The 16,521-nt window shown below is 65.5% G+C and carries 16 protein-coding genes and 1 pseudogene; 4 read left to right on the forward strand and 13 right to left on the reverse strand.

The genetic code is table 11. From position 1 onward, the window contains the following. Positions 1-99: 99 nt before the first annotated feature. The 4 genes and pseudogenes from BMZ69_RS24485 to BMZ69_RS24500 form a co-directional block, all read right to left on the reverse strand. A pseudogene (locus tag BMZ69_RS24485) lies at positions 100-483 on the reverse strand (Arm DNA-binding domain-containing protein); the annotation flags it as partial. Positions 484-775: 292 nt separating this feature from the next. Continuing rightward, entirely contained in the window at positions 776-2,353 is a 1,578-nt protein-coding gene (gene guaA / locus BMZ69_RS24490) for a glutamine-hydrolyzing GMP synthase (protein WP_092161788.1), read from the reverse strand. A gap of 74 nt (positions 2,354-2,427) precedes the next feature. Continuing rightward, on the reverse strand, positions 2,428-2,739 hold the full coding sequence (locus BMZ69_RS24495) for a putative quinol monooxygenase (protein WP_092161790.1): 312 nt from the start codon (positions 2,737-2,739) through the stop codon (positions 2,428-2,430). A gap of 116 nt (positions 2,740-2,855) precedes the next feature. Then, entirely contained in the window at positions 2,856-4,154 is a 1,299-nt protein-coding gene (locus BMZ69_RS24500; protein WP_092161792.1) for an RsmB/NOP family class I SAM-dependent RNA methyltransferase, read from the reverse strand. Between the two features lie 153 nt (positions 4,155-4,307). Between BMZ69_RS24500 and BMZ69_RS31735 the strand changes: the two genes are divergently transcribed. After that, positions 4,308-4,445 carry a hypothetical protein gene (locus tag BMZ69_RS31735; RefSeq protein WP_175506956.1) on the forward strand — a complete coding sequence of 46 codons (138 nt, stop codon included), beginning with the start codon at positions 4,308-4,310 and terminating at the stop codon, positions 4,443-4,445. A 181-nt stretch (positions 4,446-4,626) separates the two neighbouring features. After that, complete coding sequence (locus BMZ69_RS24505) at positions 4,627-5,790, forward strand: glycerophosphodiester phosphodiesterase (RefSeq protein WP_092161794.1); 1,164 nt, start codon at positions 4,627-4,629, stop codon at positions 5,788-5,790. A gap of 79 nt (positions 5,791-5,869) precedes the next feature. On the opposite strand, the gene BMZ69_RS24510 is transcribed toward BMZ69_RS24505, so the two are convergent. The 7 genes from BMZ69_RS24510 to BMZ69_RS24540 form a co-directional block, all read right to left on the reverse strand. After that, positions 5,870-6,151 (reverse strand): hypothetical protein, encoded by a 282-nt coding sequence (locus BMZ69_RS24510; protein WP_175506957.1) that lies wholly within the window; start codon positions 6,149-6,151, stop codon positions 5,870-5,872. A 138-nt stretch (positions 6,152-6,289) separates the two neighbouring features. After that, positions 6,290-7,006, reverse strand: a complete 717-nt coding sequence (locus BMZ69_RS24515; RefSeq protein ID WP_092161952.1) for an amino acid ABC transporter ATP-binding protein — start codon at positions 7,004-7,006, stop codon at positions 6,290-6,292. 90 nt (positions 7,007-7,096) lie between these two features. Beyond that, positions 7,097-8,476, reverse strand: a complete 1,380-nt coding sequence (locus BMZ69_RS24520) for an amino acid ABC transporter permease (protein ID WP_092161796.1) — start codon at positions 8,474-8,476, stop codon at positions 7,097-7,099. 10 nt (positions 8,477-8,486) lie between these two features. Continuing rightward, positions 8,487-9,677, reverse strand: coding sequence for an amino acid ABC transporter permease (locus BMZ69_RS24525; protein ID WP_244543521.1), 1,191 nt, complete (start codon positions 9,675-9,677; stop codon positions 8,487-8,489). A 145-nt stretch (positions 9,678-9,822) separates the two neighbouring features. After that, on the reverse strand, positions 9,823-10,848 hold the full coding sequence (locus BMZ69_RS24530) for an amino acid ABC transporter substrate-binding protein (protein ID WP_092161798.1): 1,026 nt from the start codon (positions 10,846-10,848) through the stop codon (positions 9,823-9,825). A gap of 141 nt (positions 10,849-10,989) precedes the next feature. Next, a complete protein-coding gene (locus BMZ69_RS24535) occupies positions 10,990-12,009 on the reverse strand; it encodes an amino acid ABC transporter substrate-binding protein (RefSeq protein ID WP_092161800.1) in 1,020 nt (339 codons plus the stop codon). Between the two features lie 145 nt (positions 12,010-12,154). Further along, the gene (locus tag BMZ69_RS24540) at positions 12,155-13,180 is read right to left on the reverse strand and encodes an amino acid ABC transporter substrate-binding protein (RefSeq protein WP_092161802.1); all 1,026 of its coding nucleotides are present in this window, start codon (positions 13,178-13,180) and stop codon (positions 12,155-12,157) included. Positions 13,181-13,444: 264 nt separating this feature from the next. Between BMZ69_RS24540 and metC the strand changes: the two genes are divergently transcribed. Both metC and BMZ69_RS24550 read left to right on the forward strand, forming a co-directional pair. Further along, a complete protein-coding gene (gene metC / locus BMZ69_RS24545; RefSeq protein ID WP_092161804.1) occupies positions 13,445-14,635 on the forward strand; it encodes a cystathionine beta-lyase in 1,191 nt (396 codons plus the stop codon). 11 nt (positions 14,636-14,646) lie between these two features. Further along, positions 14,647-15,354, forward strand: a complete 708-nt coding sequence (locus BMZ69_RS24550; RefSeq protein WP_092161806.1) for a transporter substrate-binding domain-containing protein — start codon at positions 14,647-14,649, stop codon at positions 15,352-15,354. Positions 15,355-15,359: 5 nt separating this feature from the next. Here BMZ69_RS24550 and BMZ69_RS24555 read toward each other — a convergent pair whose 3' ends face one another. Further along, the gene (locus BMZ69_RS24555) at positions 15,360-15,704 is read right to left on the reverse strand and encodes a lipid-A-disaccharide synthase N-terminal domain-containing protein (RefSeq protein WP_092161808.1); all 345 of its coding nucleotides are present in this window, start codon (positions 15,702-15,704) and stop codon (positions 15,360-15,362) included. Next, complete coding sequence (locus tag BMZ69_RS24560) at positions 15,704-16,456, reverse strand: glycosyltransferase family 2 protein (RefSeq protein WP_092161965.1); 753 nt, start codon at positions 16,454-16,456, stop codon at positions 15,704-15,706. Before BMZ69_RS24560 ends, BMZ69_RS24555 begins: the two co-directional genes overlap by 1 nt. Positions 16,457-16,521: the final 65 nt, after the last annotated feature.

Genomic DNA, 16,521 nt, shown 5'->3' on the forward strand with positions numbered 1-16,521 from the left:
TGCGACCATTGCTCGTCATTCAACCAAAACAAGCGGCTCATGGAACTTACCTCTCCCATGACCTGCTTGAATCACAAACTGGCCGTTGAGTTTAGACCCTAGCTCGCGCTCGAAGATCGAGCGGCGCATGGCCCTAGTGCTGTCCGCCATCGGTGCCCCGGTCAGCCACTTCTCGCCGAACTCGCCGAAGCTCTTCGCCTCTTTGAGCCGACGCTTTTCTCGCTGCTTCTCGATAGCGGGAGAACGCCCCTCTCGGATCTCGCGCTTGGCGTCCAGGCACATCTCGCGTGCTCTCGCGAGCGATATGCCATTTCGCCCGTACCTGCCGAAATAGACCGTCTCGCGGCGGCCATTGAGCCGGTAATCCAGACGAAATGAGATCGCGCCGCTCGGCATAATGCGCACATACATGCCGTCGCGGTCTGTCACCTTGTACACTTTATTCTTTGGTTTCAACGCCTTAAGGGCAGCATCCGTCAACATTCCAGTACACCTCCAGAAAAGTACCGTCAGGGTATTTTCCGAGGATCGCAGCGATAAAATCGGCTTTATATCAATGTGTTACATCAAAAAAAGTACCGCCACGAGCCTCATTTCTCACGACGGTACTTTCAAAAATTGAGCGGGACAACACGGGGCGGCCCGTCAGAGCGCACGAAAGACCCGATCGCTGCGCTGCGATAGGCCTCGAAAGCTTCTGATAAGTTTTATTTTTTATTTCAGCCACTTACAGCGAAGCGTGGCGCATTTTTGGATGCCCACGGATGGGCCTGAATCATTCCCACTCGATTGTGCCGGGCGGCTTGCTCGTCACGTCGTAGACCACCCGGTTGATGCCCTTGACCTCATTGATGATGCGGGTCGCCGTGCGGCCGAGGAAGGCCATGTCGTAGGGGTAGAAGTCGGCCGTCATGCCGTCGACCGAGGTCACGGCGCGCAAGGCGCAGACATGGTCGTAGGTGCGATAATCGCCCATCACGCCGACGGTGCGCACCGGCAGCAGCACGGCGAAGGCCTGCCAGATCACGTCGTACAGCCCGGCCTTGCGGATCTCCTCGAGATAGATCGCATCGGCCTTGCGCAGGATGTCGAGCTTCTCCCTGGTTATCTCGCCAGGGCAGCGTATGGCGAGGCCCGGCCCCGGGAAGGGGTGGCGGCCGACGAAGGCTTCGGGCAGGCCGAGCTCGCGGCCGAGCACGCGGACCTCGTCCTTGAACAGTTCGCGCAGCGGCTCGACGAGCTTCATCTTCATGCGCTCGGGCAGGCCGCCGACATTGTGATGGCTCTTGATCGTCACCGAGGGGCCGCCCGAGAACGAGACGCTCTCGATCACGTCGGGATAGAGCGTGCCCTGGGCAAGGAAATCGGCGCCGCCCAGCTTGGCCGCCTCGGCGTCGAAGACATCGATGAAGAGCCGGCCAATGGTCTTGCGCTTGGCCTCGGGATCAGAGCCGCATTTGGCGAGCTCGGAGAGGAAAAGCTCTTCCGCGTCAACATGGACCAGCGGAATATTGTAGTGATCGCGGAACAGCGTCACCACCTGCTCGGCCTCGCCGAGGCGCATCAGGCCATGGTCGACGAAGACGCAGGTCAGCTGGTCGCCGATCGCCTCGTGGATCAGCACCGCTGCGACCGCCGAGTCGACGCCGCCGGAGAGCCCGCAGATCACCCGGCCCGTGCCGACCTGCTCGCGGATCTTCTTCTGCATCTCGGCCCGATAGGCCGCCATGCTCCAGTCCGGCTTGCAGCCGCAGATATCGACGACGAAGTTGCGCAGCAGCTTGCCGCCATCCGGAGTGTGCACCACCTCCGGGTGAAACATGGTCGAGTAGAAGCGCCTCTCCTCGTCGCTCGCGACCGCATAGGGCGCGTTCTCCGAGGTCGCCTTGACCGTGAAGCCGGCGGGGAGCTGCGTGACCCGGTCGCCATGGCTCATCCAGACCGGATAGCGCCCGCCCTGCTCCCAGACGCCGGCGAACAGTGCCGATGGGGTGACGATCTCGACATCGGCGCGGCCGAACTCGGCGGCATGGCCGCCCTCGACCTTGCCGCCGAGCTGATGCGCCATGGTCTGCTGGCCATAGCAGATGCCGAGCAGCGGCAGGCCGGAGGAGAACACCTCCTGCGGCGCGCGCGGCGAGTTCGCGTCCGGCACCGAGGCCGGGCCGCCGGAGAAGATCACGCCCTTGGGCTTCAGGCGCTGGAAAGCGTCGGAGGCCAACTGGAACGGGGCGATCTCGCAATAGACCCCGATCTCGCGCACGCGGCGCGCAATCAGCTGCGTCACCTGACTGCCGAAGTCGATGATCAGGATGGAGTCGTGATGGGCGGGGTGCTGGGGCTGGGCGCTCATCGCGCCCGGTTACGCCATCGCGCGCGAGCGCGCAACGGCGCTGAGAGCGGATCAGGCCGGCATTAAGAGAAGCCTCAGGATGAGACGCGGTCGAGGAAGACCAGCCGCAGCGGCTCAGCCAGCAGGTTACCGGCCTTGGCGGCGAAGGCCTGGAAGTGCGGCGTCGCCTTGTGGAGGTCGAGGGCGGCAGAACTCGTGAATGCCTCGCGCATGTAGAAGGTGCCGGGCTCGTCACGCAGTTCGAACAGCACATAGTCGAGGCAGCCCGGCTCGGCCCGCGTCGGCTCGATCAGTGCGAGCAGGCTGTCGCGCAACGCCTCTCGCTGGCCGGGCTTTGCCTTCAGGACTGCGATGGACACCAGAGTCTGGTCGATGGTCGGCGTCATGGTCGGCACCTTGGCTGGGAAATATCCGGAGATGCAGCCCCAGTCTGCCCGGCGCAAGACGCACAAATCGCTCCCTTAGGAACAGGGCTGATACCGTCGCCGCGTTGGGGCAAGGCTCAGCCCGATGCCGAAAGGCAGCTCAGATAGAATCCGTCCGTCCCGGTCCGGCGCGGCGAGAGCTGCAGGCCGAAGCGGGTGGCGAAGCGGGCGAGCAGGCCGAAATCGACCTCGCCGGTATCGAGCAGCGAGCGCGTCGCGACCGGGGCGAAGCCGGGATGGCGCGCCAGGAAGGCCTCGATCGCGCCGTCGTTCTCCTCCGGCAGCATCGAGCAGGTGATGTAGGCGATGCGCCCGCCCGGCTTCACCAGCCCGGCGGCGCGCGCGAGCACCTGAGCCTGCTCCTTCACGCGCTCGGCCAAGGCCCCCGGCCTCACCCGCAATTTGGCATCCGGATTGCGCCGCCAGGTGCCGGAGCCGGTGCAGGGCGCATCGACGAGCACCAGGTCGATCGTGCCGGCGAGATCGGCGAGCGCATCATGCCCTCGGCTCTTGGGCACGCGGACCTCGACATTGGCGGCGCCCGAGCGGGTGAGCCGGTCATGCAGCGGCGCCAGCCGGCGGCTGTCGAGATCGGTGGCGAAGAGGCGTCCTTTGCCCCCAAGCACCGCGGCGAGCGCCAGCGTCTTGCCGCCGGCGCCGGCGCAGAGGTCGACGACGCTCATGCCCGGCTGCGCCCCGGCGAGCAGGGTCACAAGCTGCGAGCCCTCGTCCTGGATCTCGAACTCGCCGTTGAAGAAGCTCGGTTCGCTCTGCAGCGATGGGCCGCGGCCGTCGGGTCCGGGCAGGAAGCGCAGGGCGTCGGGCGACCAGGCGCCCGGCTCGGGCTGAAGATGAGCCAGCGCGGCACGCAACCTGTCGCGATCGGTCTTCAGCCGATTGGCGCGGATATCGGCCGGCGCCCTGCCCGCCAGGGCCTGGCCTTCGGCGACCGCGTCATCGCCGAAGCCGGCCATGAAGGAAGGCCAGAGCCAGTCAGGCACATCCGCCCGCGCCCAACCCGGTGAGGCGTTGAGGTCGAAGGCGGCGAGCCCCGCGACCTCGAACTCGGTCAGCGGCGCCGGCGCGTGAGTCTGTCCGCTGAAGAGGTCGGAGATCTCCTCGACGCCCATCCCGCGCTGGCTGACCAGCATGCCGAGCACGAGCGCCCGCGGCGTCTCCTCGCCAAGCGCATGGGCCGAAGAGGCACGCCGGCGCAAAGCGTCGTAGACCAGCGAGGCGACGGCGGCGCGGTCCTTCGAACCGGCGAAACGGCGCGACAGCCCCCAATCCTTCAGCGCATCGGCCGCCGGGCGCCGACGCTCGATCAGGTCCGTCAGGACCTCGATGGCGGCGCTGATGCGGGCGGCTGGCGTCATATCCTGTGATTCCTGTCACTGCGCTGCAATACTGCCGGTGCGGGCGCGATCTGGAACGATTCCGAAGCGCGAGAGCACCCTTGACGCCCTCGTCCCACAGGGCGCAAGACGATACAACTCCTTCCGCAACGCCAACCGCCTGGGATCCCTGTAATGACCGCCCTCTCCCGCCTCTCCCTCGCCGGCCTGTTCTGCCTGTCGCTCGCCGCCTGCGCCACCCAGCCGGTCGACACCACGCCGCCGCCGGCCAAGCGTCTCGACGCCAAGACCACGCTGGAAGGCCGCCGCTGAGATTTCCGGAAGGCGCTCGCAGCCATAAGGCATCGAGCGCCTCGCCAATTCCCGATACTCTCCTTCGCGGCGTTCATAACCGCGCCGTCGCGGCGCCGCGCAGGAGCAAGACGCCTTCACCGGCCTGTCATATCCGCCGAGCAGTTTCGCCGCCTTCCGCAGGAAACGAGGATCGGACGAGATGAAGCCCCTGTTGCAGCCGGCGACGATGCTGGCGACCCTTGCCCTCGCACTGGCCGCGCCGGCTCTGGCGCAAAGCCCGGCCCCGACCCTCGACGGCAAGCCGGCCTTGATCGTCGGCCATCGCGGCGCCAGTGGCTACCTGCCCGAGCACACGCTCGAAGCCTACAAGCTCGCGATCGAGCACGGCGTCGACTTCATCGAGCCGGATCTAGTCTCGACCAAGGATGGTCATCTCGTGGTTCGCCACGAGCCGATGCTGTCGGGCACCACCGATGTCTCGACCCGGCCGGAATTCGCCGCGCGCAAGACCACACGCAAGGTCGACGGCGTCGACACCAGCGACTGGTTCGCCTCCGACTTCACGCTCGCAGAGATCAAGACGCTGCGGGCCAAGCAGGCCTTCGCCGACCGCGACCAGTCGCATAACGGCAAATACGAGATCCCGACGCTCCAGCAGGTCATCGACCTCGCCAAGGCCGAAAGCAGCCGCACCGGCCGTACGATCGGCATCTATCCCGAGATCAAGCACTCGACCTTCCACTCGGCCCTGGGCCTGGCGATCGAGGATAAGCTGCTCGATCAGCTCAAGGCCGCCGGCTGGAGCGAGAAGGCCTCGCCTGTCTTCATCCAGAGCTTCGAGACGGCCAACCTCAAATATCTGCGCGGCAAGACGCAGCTGCGCCTGATCCAGCTCGTCGACGCCGACGATGTCGACAAGGATGGCGGCATCGTGCTCGCCGCCCCGTTCGACAAGCCCTACGACTTCGTCGTCACCGGCGACAAGCGCAGCTTCAAGGATCTCGTCACCGCCGAGGGGCTGAAGGAGATCAAGACCTATGCCGACGGCGTCGGCCCCTGGAAGCCATATCTGATGCCGGCCAAGCAGGTGCTCGGCGACGACGGCAAGCCGCGCGACCTCAATGGCGACGGCGCCATCGACGAGCGCGACCGCGTGCTGCTACCGCCGACCGACGTCGTCAAGAACGCCCACGCCGCCGGCCTCTTGGTCCACAGCTGGGCCTTCCGCAGCGAGCCCAAGCGCCTCGCCTCCGACTTCAAGGGCGATCCGGCTGCCGAGTACAAGGCGTTCCTGGCGCTCGGCATCGACGGGCTGTTCTCCGACTTCCCGGATCACGCCGTAAAGGCGCGCGACGCGAAGTAACCACCAGACAAAACAAGACCGCCGCACCGACTGGGTGCGGCGGTCTCATCGACACAACTAGACTGAACTCAACTCACGCTTAGTCGCAGACGCGTGTGGTGCGACGCACCTCCCCGCGCGGGGTCTCGCGGACCTGGGTCACGGTGCGGCAATCACGCTCGGCGCGATACGCCCTGCGACGCTCCCAGCGGTCACGCTCGCGCCAGCGCTCCTCGCGCCGGATTTCCCGATCGACAGCGCGCTCGCGCGGCGAGCGCGGGTCGACCGAAACGCCGCCGGGACCGATATTGATCGACTGGGCATAGGCACCGGCACTGCCGAGCAGCAGACCGGCCACAAGAGTCGAAGCAAGCAGTTTCATCGGCTTTCCTCCATTGTCGGGAAAAGCAACGATAAGGGCCGGCAAAGGTTCCCTATCGAGACCGCCTCGAAAATCGTCCCGCCAACGAAAACGGCGCCCGCAAGGGGCGCCGTCGCAGCAGGAAGCTGGCTGGCCGGATCAGTGCAGGATCTGGCTGAGGAAGAGCTTGGTGCGCTCGTGCTGCGGGTTCTTGAAGAACTCATTGGGCTCGTTCATCTCGACGATCTGGCCGGCATCCATGAAGATCACCCGGTCGGCGACCTGGCGGGCGAAGCCCATCTCGTGGGTGACGCAGAGCATGGTCATGCCCTCGTCGGCCAGCGAGACCATGGTGTCGAGCACCTCCTTGACCATTTCCGGGTCGAGCGCCGAGGTCGGCTCGTCGAACAGCATGATTTTCGGGCTCATGCACAGCGAACGGGCGATGGCCACGCGCTGCTGCTGGCCGCCCGAGAGCTGGCCGGGGTACTTCGCCGCCTGCTCGGGAATCTTGACGCGCTTGAGATAGTGCATGCCGATCTCCTCGGCATCCTTCTTCGGCATCTTGCGAACCCAGATCGGCGCCAGCGTCAGGTTCTCGAGGATCGTCAGATGCGGGAACAGGTTGAAGTGCTGGAAGACCATGCCGACGTCGCGGCGGATCTCGTCGATCTTCTTGAGGTCGTTGGTCAGCTCGGTGCCGTCGACGATGATCTGGCCCTTCTGGTGTTCCTCGAGCCGGTTGATGCAGCGGATCATCGTCGACTTGCCCGAGCCGGACGGGCCGCAGATGACCAGCTTCTCGCCGCGCGACACCTTCAGGTTGATGTCGCGCAGCACGTGGAACTCGCCGTACCACTTGTTGACGCCGATCATCTCGACCGCCGTCGCGGTGTTGAGCGCGGTCTGCTTCAGAGCCGCCGGACGCGAGCTGGTGTTTTGTGCCATGGACATCGTTTTATCCCCTCAACGCTTCTGGCCGGCGGCGAGCCGCTTCTCGACCGCGATCGAGTAGCGAGACATGCCCCAGCAACACAGGAAATAGAAAATCGCGGCGAATGCATAGCCCGTCGCGCGGGTCGTCGGCGTCGCCCAGGTCGGGTCGACCAGGGTCGCCTCGATGGTGCGCAGGAAGTCGAAGATGCCGACGATGGTGACCAGCGTCGTATCCTTGAACAGCCCGATGAAGGTGTTGACGATGCCCGGGATCACGATCCGCAGCGCCTGCGGCAGGATGATCAGCCGCATCATGCTCCAATAGCCGAGGCCGAGCGACATCGCGCCCTCGTACTGGCCCTTGGGCATCGCCTGCAGGCCGCCGCGCACCACCTCCGCCATATAGGCGGCGGCGAAGAGCGCAACGCCGACCAGCGGGCGCAGCAGCCGGTCCGGCGAATATTCCTGCGGCACGAACAGCGGCAGCATGGTGTTGGCCATGAACAGCACGGTGATCAGCGGCACGCCGCGGACGAACTCGATGAAGATCACCGAGAGCAGCTGGACGATCGGCAACCTGGAGCGCCGCCCCAATGCCAGGACCACGCCGAGCGGCAGCGAGAAGACGATGCCAACCGCCGCGATCAGGAAGGTGACGGTCATGCCGCCCCAGAGGCCGGTATCGACCCTTGGCAGTCCGGGGCCGCTCGCCAGCAGGCTGAGGAAGGCGAAGACGACGAGCGCGAACAGCACGAGCTGCTTCGGCCCGAAGAAGCGCTTCCAGACCGGCAGCTGCTCGACCACCGCCAGAGCGGCGTCGCCGATGTAGAAGCGGACGATCTGCGGCACGAAGGACAGGATGACGTAGAGCGCGGCGAGCGCCAGCGTGACAATCATGCAGGTGCGCAGGAAATTTTCCGCGCCGGCGCCGCCGAGCAGCAGCACATAGGCGGAGATCGGCAGCAGCACGAAGAAGAAGAAGATGCCGAGCTTCTTCTTGGGCGCACTCGTCCAGAGCAGCCAGGCCACGCCGAGCGCGAACATCACGAAGACGATGTTCACGCGCCAGCGCTGGTTGATCGGGTAGGAGCCGTAGATGAAGTACTGGAAGCGGTCGGCGATATAGGCCCAGCAGGCACCGACCGGCCGGCCGACCTTGTCGGCAAGGCAGGCGTCGCGATTGGTGCCGGACCAGACCGCATCGAGGAAGTAGAAGCGGATCAGCCCCGGAACCGAGTCGATGACGAGATAAAGGCAAAGCAGCGTCAGCGCGATGTTGAGCGGGCTGGAGAGCAAATGCTGCCTGATCCAGGCGAGCGGGCCGGCGACGGAGAGCGGCGCCGGTTGCTGCTCCAGCGTCTCTTTGCGGACGAAGGCGTAGGGAGCCATTTCGGTGGTTGCGTCGGTCATCGGGGCGCCCTCACCGTTCCACCAGCGCCATGCGCTTGTTGTAGATGTTCATGAACAGAGACGTCACCAGCGAGATGGTCAGATAGACCGCCATGGTGATGGCGACGACCTCGACCGCCTGCCCTGTCTGGTTCAGCACCGTGCCGGTGAAGACCTGGACGAGATCGGGATAGCCGATCGCGACCGCGAGCGAGGAGTTCTTGGTCAGGTTGAGGTAGTTCGAGGTCAGCGGCGGGATGATCACCCGCATCGCCTGCGGAATGACCACGAGCTTCAGCGTTGGTCCGGACCTCAGGCCGAGTGCATTGGCGGCCTCGGTCTGCCCCTTCGAGACGGCGAGGATGCCGGCGCGGACCACTTCGGCGATGAAGCCGGCGGTATAGGTGGTCAGGCCGATCAGCAGCGCGACGAACTCCGGGAAGATCTGGATGCCGCCGCGCAGGTTGAAGCCGGCGAGTTCGGGATAGATGAAGGTGATCGGCCGGCCGGTGATGAAATAGACCAGCGTCGGCAGCACCACGATCAGGCCGAAGCCGATCCAGCCGGTCGGATACTGCTTGCCGGTCGCGGCCTGCTGCTTGCGGGCCCAGGAGCGGAAGACGAAGGTCGCGACGATGCCGATGAGGAAAGCCCAGACGATCAGGCTGCCGCCGGGGCCGAGTTGCGGATCGGGGATGTAGAGCCCGCGATTGTTGAGCAGCGCGCCGGCCGGCAGTTCGATCGACTGGCGCGGATTGGGCAGCGGCTTCAGCACCGCATTGTACCAGAAGAACAATTGCAGCAGCAGCGGCAGGTTGCGGATGACCTCGACATAGATCATCGCGAGCTTGGAGACGATCCAGTTGCTCGACAACCTGGCGACGCCGACGAAGAAGCCGAGGAAGGTCGAGAGCACGATGCCGATCGAGGCGACGAGCAGCGTGTTGAGCAGGCCGACCCAGAAGGCCTGGCCATAGGTGCTGCCCGATGCGCTGAAGGGGATCAGCTTCTGGTTGACGTCGAAGCCGGCCGCGTTGTGCCAGAAGCCGAAGCCGGAGGCGATCTTCTGGGCCCGCAGGTTCTCGATCGCGTTCGAGGCAGCAGACCAGATCAGGAAGCCGACTACGGCGAGCAGGGCGAACTGATAGACATAACCCCTGATCTTGGGGTCGTAGAACAACGAGGCTTTGCCCGGTTTGATCTCGGCGGAAGTAGTCGACACGTCTGACGCCCTTCTCAAATGTTGGCGACCGAGGGTCCGGCAGCGACCCTGAGCGGATCACTGCCGGCCGGTATTGTTATCCGGTTCGCCGGAACAAGACAGCTTCAATGAGCGATGCGCGGCGAGAGCCGCGCATCGGTGGTTCTCAGCGGATCGGCGGCGCGTATTGCAGCCCGCCCTTGGTCCAGAGCGCGTTCTGGCCGCGAGAGATCTTGAGCATCGAGCCGGCGCCGACATTGCGCTCGAAGGATTCGCCGTAATTGCCCATGTGCTTGACGATCCGGTAGGCCCAGTCATTGCTCAGGCCGACCGCCTCGCCGAACTTGCCCTCGGTGCCGAGCAGGCGCTTGATCTCGGGATTCTCCGATTTCAGCATCTCTGCGGCATTGGCCTTGGTGACGCCGAGCTCCTCGGCGTTCAGCATGGCGAAATGCGTCCATTTGACGATGTCGAGCCAGGCATCGTCGCCATGGCGCACGACCGGGCCGAGCGGCTCCTTCGAGATGATCTCCGGCAGGACGATGTGCTCGGACTGGTCGGAGAGCTTCAGGCGCTCGGCATAGAGGCCCGAGGCGTCGGTGGTGAAGGCATCGCAGCGGCCGGATTCGTAGGCCTTGACCGTCTCGTCATTGCTGGCGAACGCGACGACCTCGTACTTCATCTTGTTATTGCGGAAATAGTCGGCGAGGTTGAGCTCGGTCGTCGTGCCCTGCTGGGTGCAGATCGAGGCGCCGGCGAGCTTGAGCGCCGAATCGATCCCGAGCTTCTTGCGCACCATGAAGCCCTGGCCGTCATAATAGTTGATGCCGGCAAAGTTCAGCCCGAGCGAGGTATCGCGCGACATCGTCCAGGTGGTGTTGCGCGACAGAAGGTCGACCTCCCCCGATTGCAGCGCGGTGAAGCGATCCTTGGCCGAGAGCGGCACGAACTTGACCTTGGCCGGATCGTCGAAGATCGCAGCGGCGATCGCCCGGCACAGATCGACGTCGAGACCGCTCCAGTTGCCCTGGGCATCGGGTATGCCGAAGCCGGCAAGTCCCGGGCCGACGCCGCAAGTGACGGTCCCCTTCCCCTTGACCTGGGCGAGCGTCCCGCCTCCCTGCGCCAAGGCGCTGCCGGCGACACAGGCTCCCATCGCGGCGAGCAACGCCGCGCGCATGACTTTTTTCATATTGTTGTCCCCTGTTTGGTGGAACGGGTTTTCCCGCTCTCGATTTAGCTCAGCAAGTCCCGGGCCAGTCCCCACCGGCCTTCCCTCCTTTTTCCGAAACCACGACCGAACCGATCGCGAGCACGCCAACCCGATCAGAACTCACCGGATCGGCGGCGCGTACTGCAATCCCCCCTTGGTCCAGAGCGCGTTCTGGCCGCGCGACATCCTCAGCACCGAGCGGCTGCCCACGGTGCGCTCGAAGCTCTCGCCGTAATTGCCGACATGCTTGACGATCCGGTAGGCCCAGTCGGCGGTCAGGCCCAGGCCCTCGCCGAACTTGCCGTCGATCCCGAGCAGACGCCTGATCTCGGGATTGGTCGAGCCTCGCATCTGGTCGACATTCGCCTTTGTCACGCCGAGTTCCTCGGCGTTCAGCATGGCGAAATGGACCCAGCGCACGATCTTGAACCATTGCGAGTCGTTGTCCCGGGTCAGCGGGCCGAGCGGCTCCTTCGAGATGATCTCGACGAGAACCATGTGGTCGTCCGGCGTCGTCAGCTTGAGGCGCTCGGAATAGAGCGACGAAGCGTCAGTCGTGAACGCGTCGCAGCGCCCGGCATCATAGGCCTTGAGCGTCTCGGGGCCGGTGTCGAAGGCGACGATGCTGTGCCTGAGATTGTTGATCTTGAAATAGTCGACGACGTTGAGCTCGGTCGTGGTGCCCCGCTGGACGCAGATCGAAGCGCCGGCCAGTTGCATCGCCGACATGACGCCGAGCTTGCGGCGCACCATGAGGCCCTGGCCGTCATAATAGTTGACATTGGTGAAGAGCAGGCCGGGCGGCGTGTCGTTCGAGATCGTCCAGGTCGAGTTGCGCACCAGCACGTCGACCTCGCCGGCCAGGAGCGCCTTGAAGCGATCATTGGCCGAGAGCGGGATGAATTTGACCTTGGCCGGATCGTTGAAGATCGTCGCGGCGATGGCGCGGCAGTATTCGACGTCGAGCCCGCTCCAGTTGCCCTGCGGATCGGGCGCGCCGAAGCCGATCAGGCCGGTATTCGAGCCGCAGTTCAGGACGCCGCGGCTCTTGATCTGAGCCAGGGTCTGCTGCGCCTGCGCACCCGCGGAGCCGAACAGCGCCGCGACGGCGAACAGCGCCGCGCTGATGATCCTGATCATGCCTGTCCCCTGTCCGGCGGAACGGGTTCGTCCCGTTCTCTGTCAGTGGCGCATTCTGGACCGCCGGTCCGGCAAACCCACTGCTTTCCTGTAGCCTGGAAAGAATCGGGGCGGGCACCGGAAGTGCCCGCCCCGCATGGATCGCTCAGCGAACCGGCGGCGCGTATTGCAGGCCGCCCTTGGTCCAGAGCGCGTTCTGGCCACGGGCGATCTTCAGCAGCGAGGCCTGGCCGACGTTCTTCTCGAAGCTCTCGCCATAATTGCCGACATGCTTGATGATCCGGTAAGCCCAATCGGCGGTCAGGCCGACGCTCTCGCCGAACTTGCCCTCGGTGCCGAGCAGGCGCTTGATCTCGGGGTTGCTCGACTTCAGCATCTCGTCGACGTTCGCCTTGGTCACGCCGAGCTCCTCGGCGTTGAGCATGGCGTTGTGGACCCACTTCACCAGGCCGAACCACTGCGCATCGTTGTTGCGGGTCGCCGGTCCGAGCGGCTCCTTCGAGATGATCTCGGGCAGGACCATATGGTCGTCCGGAGCGGTCAGCTTCAGACGCTCGGCATAGAGGCCCGAGGCGTCGGTGGTGAACGCATCACAGCGGCCGGAGTCATAGGCCTTGACGGTCTCGTCCGAGGTCGCGAAGGCGACGACTTCGTACTTCAGATTGTTGGCGCGGAAGAAGTCGGCGAGATTCAGCTCGGTCGTGGTGCCCTGCTGGGTGCAGACCGAGGCGCCGTTGAGCTGCAGCGCCGAGTTCACGCCGAGCTTCTTGCGGATCATGAAGCCCTGGCCGTCATAATAGTTCACGCCGGTGAACTGCAGGCCGAGCGCGGTGTCGCGCGACATCGTCCAGGTCGAGTTGCGGACGAGCACGTCGACCTCGCCCGACTGCAGGGCCGTGAAACGGTCCTTGGCCGAAAGCGGAATGAACTTCACCTTGGTCGGGTCGTTGAAGATCGTCGCCGCGATACCGCGGCAGAAATCGACGTCGAGACCGGTCCAGTTACCTTGCCCATCCGGCACGCCGAAGCCGGCGAGGCCGGTGTTGGAGCCGCAGTTCAGGATGCCGCGGCTCTTGACCTGCGCCAGAGTCTGCGGCGCCTGCGCCTGCGCGCTCGCCGCCGCCAGCGCAAGGCCGAGCCCGGCGACCGCGGCTGCCATGAATTTCTTCATCGTGATGTCTCCCATGAATGGCCCCGCCGGCGCCTGCCGGCCGGAACGTGCCGATCCCCCCGCATCGTCGCGACTTTTCATCCCGTTCGATGCCTAAACCTTAGTCGAAGCGCGGCGCAGGCCGATTGCCAGAGCCGCGTATGAGCGTCAAGCAAGGGCGCCTAGTATATCTGCCCTTTTCACCATCGGCATCACATGCGACTTTCCGGAGGTGGTCAAGTGCGGCCACAACCCATCTCCCAACCAGCGCTCAGCCTCCGGCCCATGAAAAAGCTGTCCAAGCCCGAATTCGCGCGGCTGCGCGAGAAGACCCGCCTCGCCCTCGCCGGCCGCGACCCGACCGACAGCTACGGCTTCGTCAACCCGCCGATCGTGCGCGGCTCGACCGTGATCTACCCGAACACCGAGGATTTCCTGGTCCGCAAGGCGCGCTACAGCTACGGCACCTCGGGCAGCCCGACGATCGACGCGCTGCTCGCCGCGGCCAACACCATGGAGGGCGGCGCCGGCGTGCTCGCCTGCTCGTCCGGCCTGCTCGCCTGCACCTTGCCGGCGCTCGCCTTCCTGACCGCCGGCGACCACTTTCTCGTGACCGACAGCGTCTACCACCCGATGCGCAATTTCTGCGAGCGGATGCTGCCGCGCTACGGCGTCGAGGTCACCTATTACGACCCGCTGATCGGAGAGGGCATCGCCGGGCTGTTCAAACCGAACACACGGGCGGTCTGGACCGAATCCCCGGGCTCGCAGACCCTGGAGGTTCAGGACATTCCGGCGATCGTCGCTGCGGCCCATGCCCGCGACATCATGGTGATGATGGACAACACCTGGGCAACGCCGCTCTTCTTCGACGCGCACACATTCGGCGTCGACGTCTCGATCCAGGCCGGTACGAAATATTATGCCGGGCATTCAGATGTGCTGATCGGCACGGTCTCGGCCCGCACGCCGGAGCTTTATGCCCAGCTCAAGCTGACCTGGGACGCGCTCGGCGTGATCATCGCCGCAGAGGACGCCTATCTGACCTTGCGCGGTATCCGGACCCTGGCCGTCCGGCTGAAGGAGCAGCAACCGGCGGGGCTGGAGATGGCGAACTGGCTGGCGGAACGGCCGGAGGTCGCGCGCGTGATCCATCCGGCGCTGCCCACAGATCCCGGCCATGCCCTCTGGAAGCGCGACTTCACCGGTGCCTGCTCGCTGTTCTCGATCGAGCTCGAACCGGTCTCGATGAAGGCGGTCGCTGCGATGCTCGACGGGCTGACCCTCTTCGGCATGGGCGCGTCCTGGGGCGGCTATGAGAGCCTGGTGCTGCCCTTCGACTGCAAGCGTTATCGCACCGCGACCGAGCCCGGCTTCAAGGGCCCGACGATCCGCTTCCATATCGGGCTCGAGGATCTCGAAGACCTGAAGGAGGACCTCGATGCGGGGTTTGCGCGGCTGAGGGCAGCGAGCTGAGTCTCGCCGCGATGCCGGACACACCGGTCGTCTTTGCCTATCTCGACGAGCCGCCCTTCTGCTGGCCGGGAGCCGACGGCGCCGCGCAGGGCTGCGATGTCGAGCTGGTCACCGCGGCCTTACAGGCGCTCGGCATCACGCAGTTCGAGCAGCAGCTGACGAGTTTCGCCGAATTGCTGCCCGGCCTCGCCCATGGGCGCTGGACGATCACGACCCCGCTCTTCGTCACGGCCGAACGACAAAGGCTGGTCGATTTCAGCCGGCCGGTCTGGGCGCTGACGGACGGGCTGCTGGTGCGAACCGCCGATCGCGGGCGACTGACCGGCTATCGCGCCATCGCCGAGATCGGCGCGCGACTCGTGATCGTCGGCGGCCAGGTGCAGGAACAGGCCGGAATCGCAGCCGGCATCGCTCTGGATTGTATCCTCAGCGTTGCGACGCAGGAGGACGCCGTCACTGCGGTCGCCGATGGCCGTGCCGACGCCTATGCCAGCGTCGCCATGGCGCATCGCGGCTATCTCGCCCGCGAGCCTGATCCGGCACTGGCGATCGTGAATGTGCCTGCGAGCGAGAGCTTGCCGGCTGCCGGGGCCTTCGCCTTCGGCAAGCAGCACACTGCTCTGCGGGAGCGCTTCAACACGGCGCTCGACGGCCTGATTGGCACGGACTGGCACCGCGCCATGATGACGCGCCACGGCTTCCCCTCCGGGGAATACTGACGGCCTCAGCCCGGCCCGGAATTCGTGTCCTCGCCGCGGGCCTTGGCTCGCAGGACGAATTGCAGGTTGCGCAGGTAGACGAACAGGCCAAAGCCCTGGCCGAGGATGAAGACCGGGTCGCGGCGGTAGAGCGCATAGACGAAGAGCAGCGCGCCGCCGCCGATCGAGAACCACCAGAAGGTCATCGGCACGACGGAGCGCTGCGCCTTCTCGCTGGCGAGCCACTGCACCACGAAGCGCATGGTGAAGAGGCCCTGCGCGACCACGCCGAGCAGGACCCACCAATCGACATTGTTGACGAAGACGTCGTGGAAATAGTCCCCGATCATGTTCTGCAGGTCGACGAGCATCAGCGCGCCTCCGTCACGATCTGCGGCACGCGCTTGCGGCGCCGGATCAGCCACCAGACGCCGGCGAGGTCGAGAATCCCGACCCAGAGCCGATCGAAGAAGCCGTAATTGGAGACGCCGGTCAGGCGCTGGCGGTCGCGAACGTCGTGATGCAGCACGTCGTACCCCTCGCGCACGACGAGCGCCGGCATGAAGCGGTGCAGCGCATCGAAATAGGGCAGCGCCAGATAGGTCTCGCGCCGGAAGCATTTCAAGCCGCAGCCGGTGTCGCGCGTGGCGTCCCGGAGGATCGCGCCGCGGACCTTGTTGGCGATGCGCGACTGCATGCGCTTGAAGCCGGTATCCTTGCGGCCGACGCGCTGGCCCTGGACCAGGCCGGCGGACGGCCCGGCGGCTTCTAGCTGCGCCAGCATCGCCGGGATGAAGGCGGGATCGTTCTGGCCATCGCCGTCGAGGGTCGCGACGATCGGGGCTGTCGCTGCCCTGACCCCGCTGCGCACCGCCGCCGACTGGCCGCAGGACTGGGCATGGCGGACGACCCGCAGCCAGGGCCGCGTCGCGGCAAGGCCGGCGAGCGCGGCGGCGGTGCCGTCGCTGGAGCCGTCGTCGACATAGATCAGCTCGAAGGCGCCGAGGTCGGTGCAGGCATTCTCGATGTCGCGGACGAGCGGGGCGATGTTGCCCTCTTCATTGCGCACCGGCACGACGATGCTGATGCGGAGCTGGCCGCCGGAAGGCACGGGGTCGGTCACGGATTCCAAGTCTTTCTGCATTGCGGCGCGCAAACTGCGTCAAGCGCCGCGACGGGGCAAGCGCC

Source organism: Allobosea sp. CRIB-10 (assembly GCF_900112185.1).
Lineage (GTDB): Bacteria > Pseudomonadota > Alphaproteobacteria > Rhizobiales > Beijerinckiaceae > Allobosea.

What these genes read in the sequence shown, in the direction of transcription:
- guaA (WP_092161788.1), bottom strand. Translation starts at nt 2,353, where the DNA reads ATGAGCGCCCAGCCCCAGCACCCCGCCCATCACGACTCCATCCTGATC.
- BMZ69_RS24495 (WP_092161790.1), bottom strand. Translation starts at nt 2,739, where the DNA reads ATGACGCCGACCATCGACCAGACTCTGGTGTCCATCGCAGTCCTGAAG.
- BMZ69_RS24500 (WP_092161792.1), bottom strand. Translation starts at nt 4,154, where the DNA reads ATGACGCCAGCCGCCCGCATCAGCGCCGCCATCGAGGTCCTGACGGAC.
- BMZ69_RS31735 (WP_175506956.1), top strand. Translation starts at nt 4,308, where the DNA reads ATGACCGCCCTCTCCCGCCTCTCCCTCGCCGGCCTGTTCTGCCTGTCG.
- BMZ69_RS24505 (WP_092161794.1), top strand. Translation starts at nt 4,627, where the DNA reads ATGAAGCCCCTGTTGCAGCCGGCGACGATGCTGGCGACCCTTGCCCTC.
- BMZ69_RS24510 (WP_175506957.1), bottom strand. Translation starts at nt 6,151, where the DNA reads ATGAAACTGCTTGCTTCGACTCTTGTGGCCGGTCTGCTGCTCGGCAGT.
- BMZ69_RS24515 (WP_092161952.1), bottom strand. Translation starts at nt 7,006, where the DNA reads ATGATCGGCGTCAACAAGTGGTACGGCGAGTTCCACGTGCTGCGCGAC.
- BMZ69_RS24520 (WP_092161796.1), bottom strand. Translation starts at nt 8,476, where the DNA reads ATGACCGACGCAACCACCGAAATGGCTCCCTACGCCTTCGTCCGCAAA.
- BMZ69_RS24530 (WP_092161798.1), bottom strand. Translation starts at nt 10,848, where the DNA reads ATGAAAAAAGTCATGCGCGCGGCGTTGCTCGCCGCGATGGGAGCCTGT.
- BMZ69_RS24535 (WP_092161800.1), bottom strand. Translation starts at nt 12,009, where the DNA reads ATGATCAGGATCATCAGCGCGGCGCTGTTCGCCGTCGCGGCGCTGTTC.
- BMZ69_RS24540 (WP_092161802.1), bottom strand. Translation starts at nt 13,180, where the DNA reads ATGAAGAAATTCATGGCAGCCGCGGTCGCCGGGCTCGGCCTTGCGCTG.
- metC (WP_092161804.1), top strand. Translation starts at nt 13,445, where the DNA reads ATGAAAAAGCTGTCCAAGCCCGAATTCGCGCGGCTGCGCGAGAAGACC.
- BMZ69_RS24550 (WP_092161806.1), top strand. Translation starts at nt 14,647, where the DNA reads ATGCCGGACACACCGGTCGTCTTTGCCTATCTCGACGAGCCGCCCTTC.
- BMZ69_RS24555 (WP_092161808.1), bottom strand. Translation starts at nt 15,704, where the DNA reads ATGCTCGTCGACCTGCAGAACATGATCGGGGACTATTTCCACGACGTC.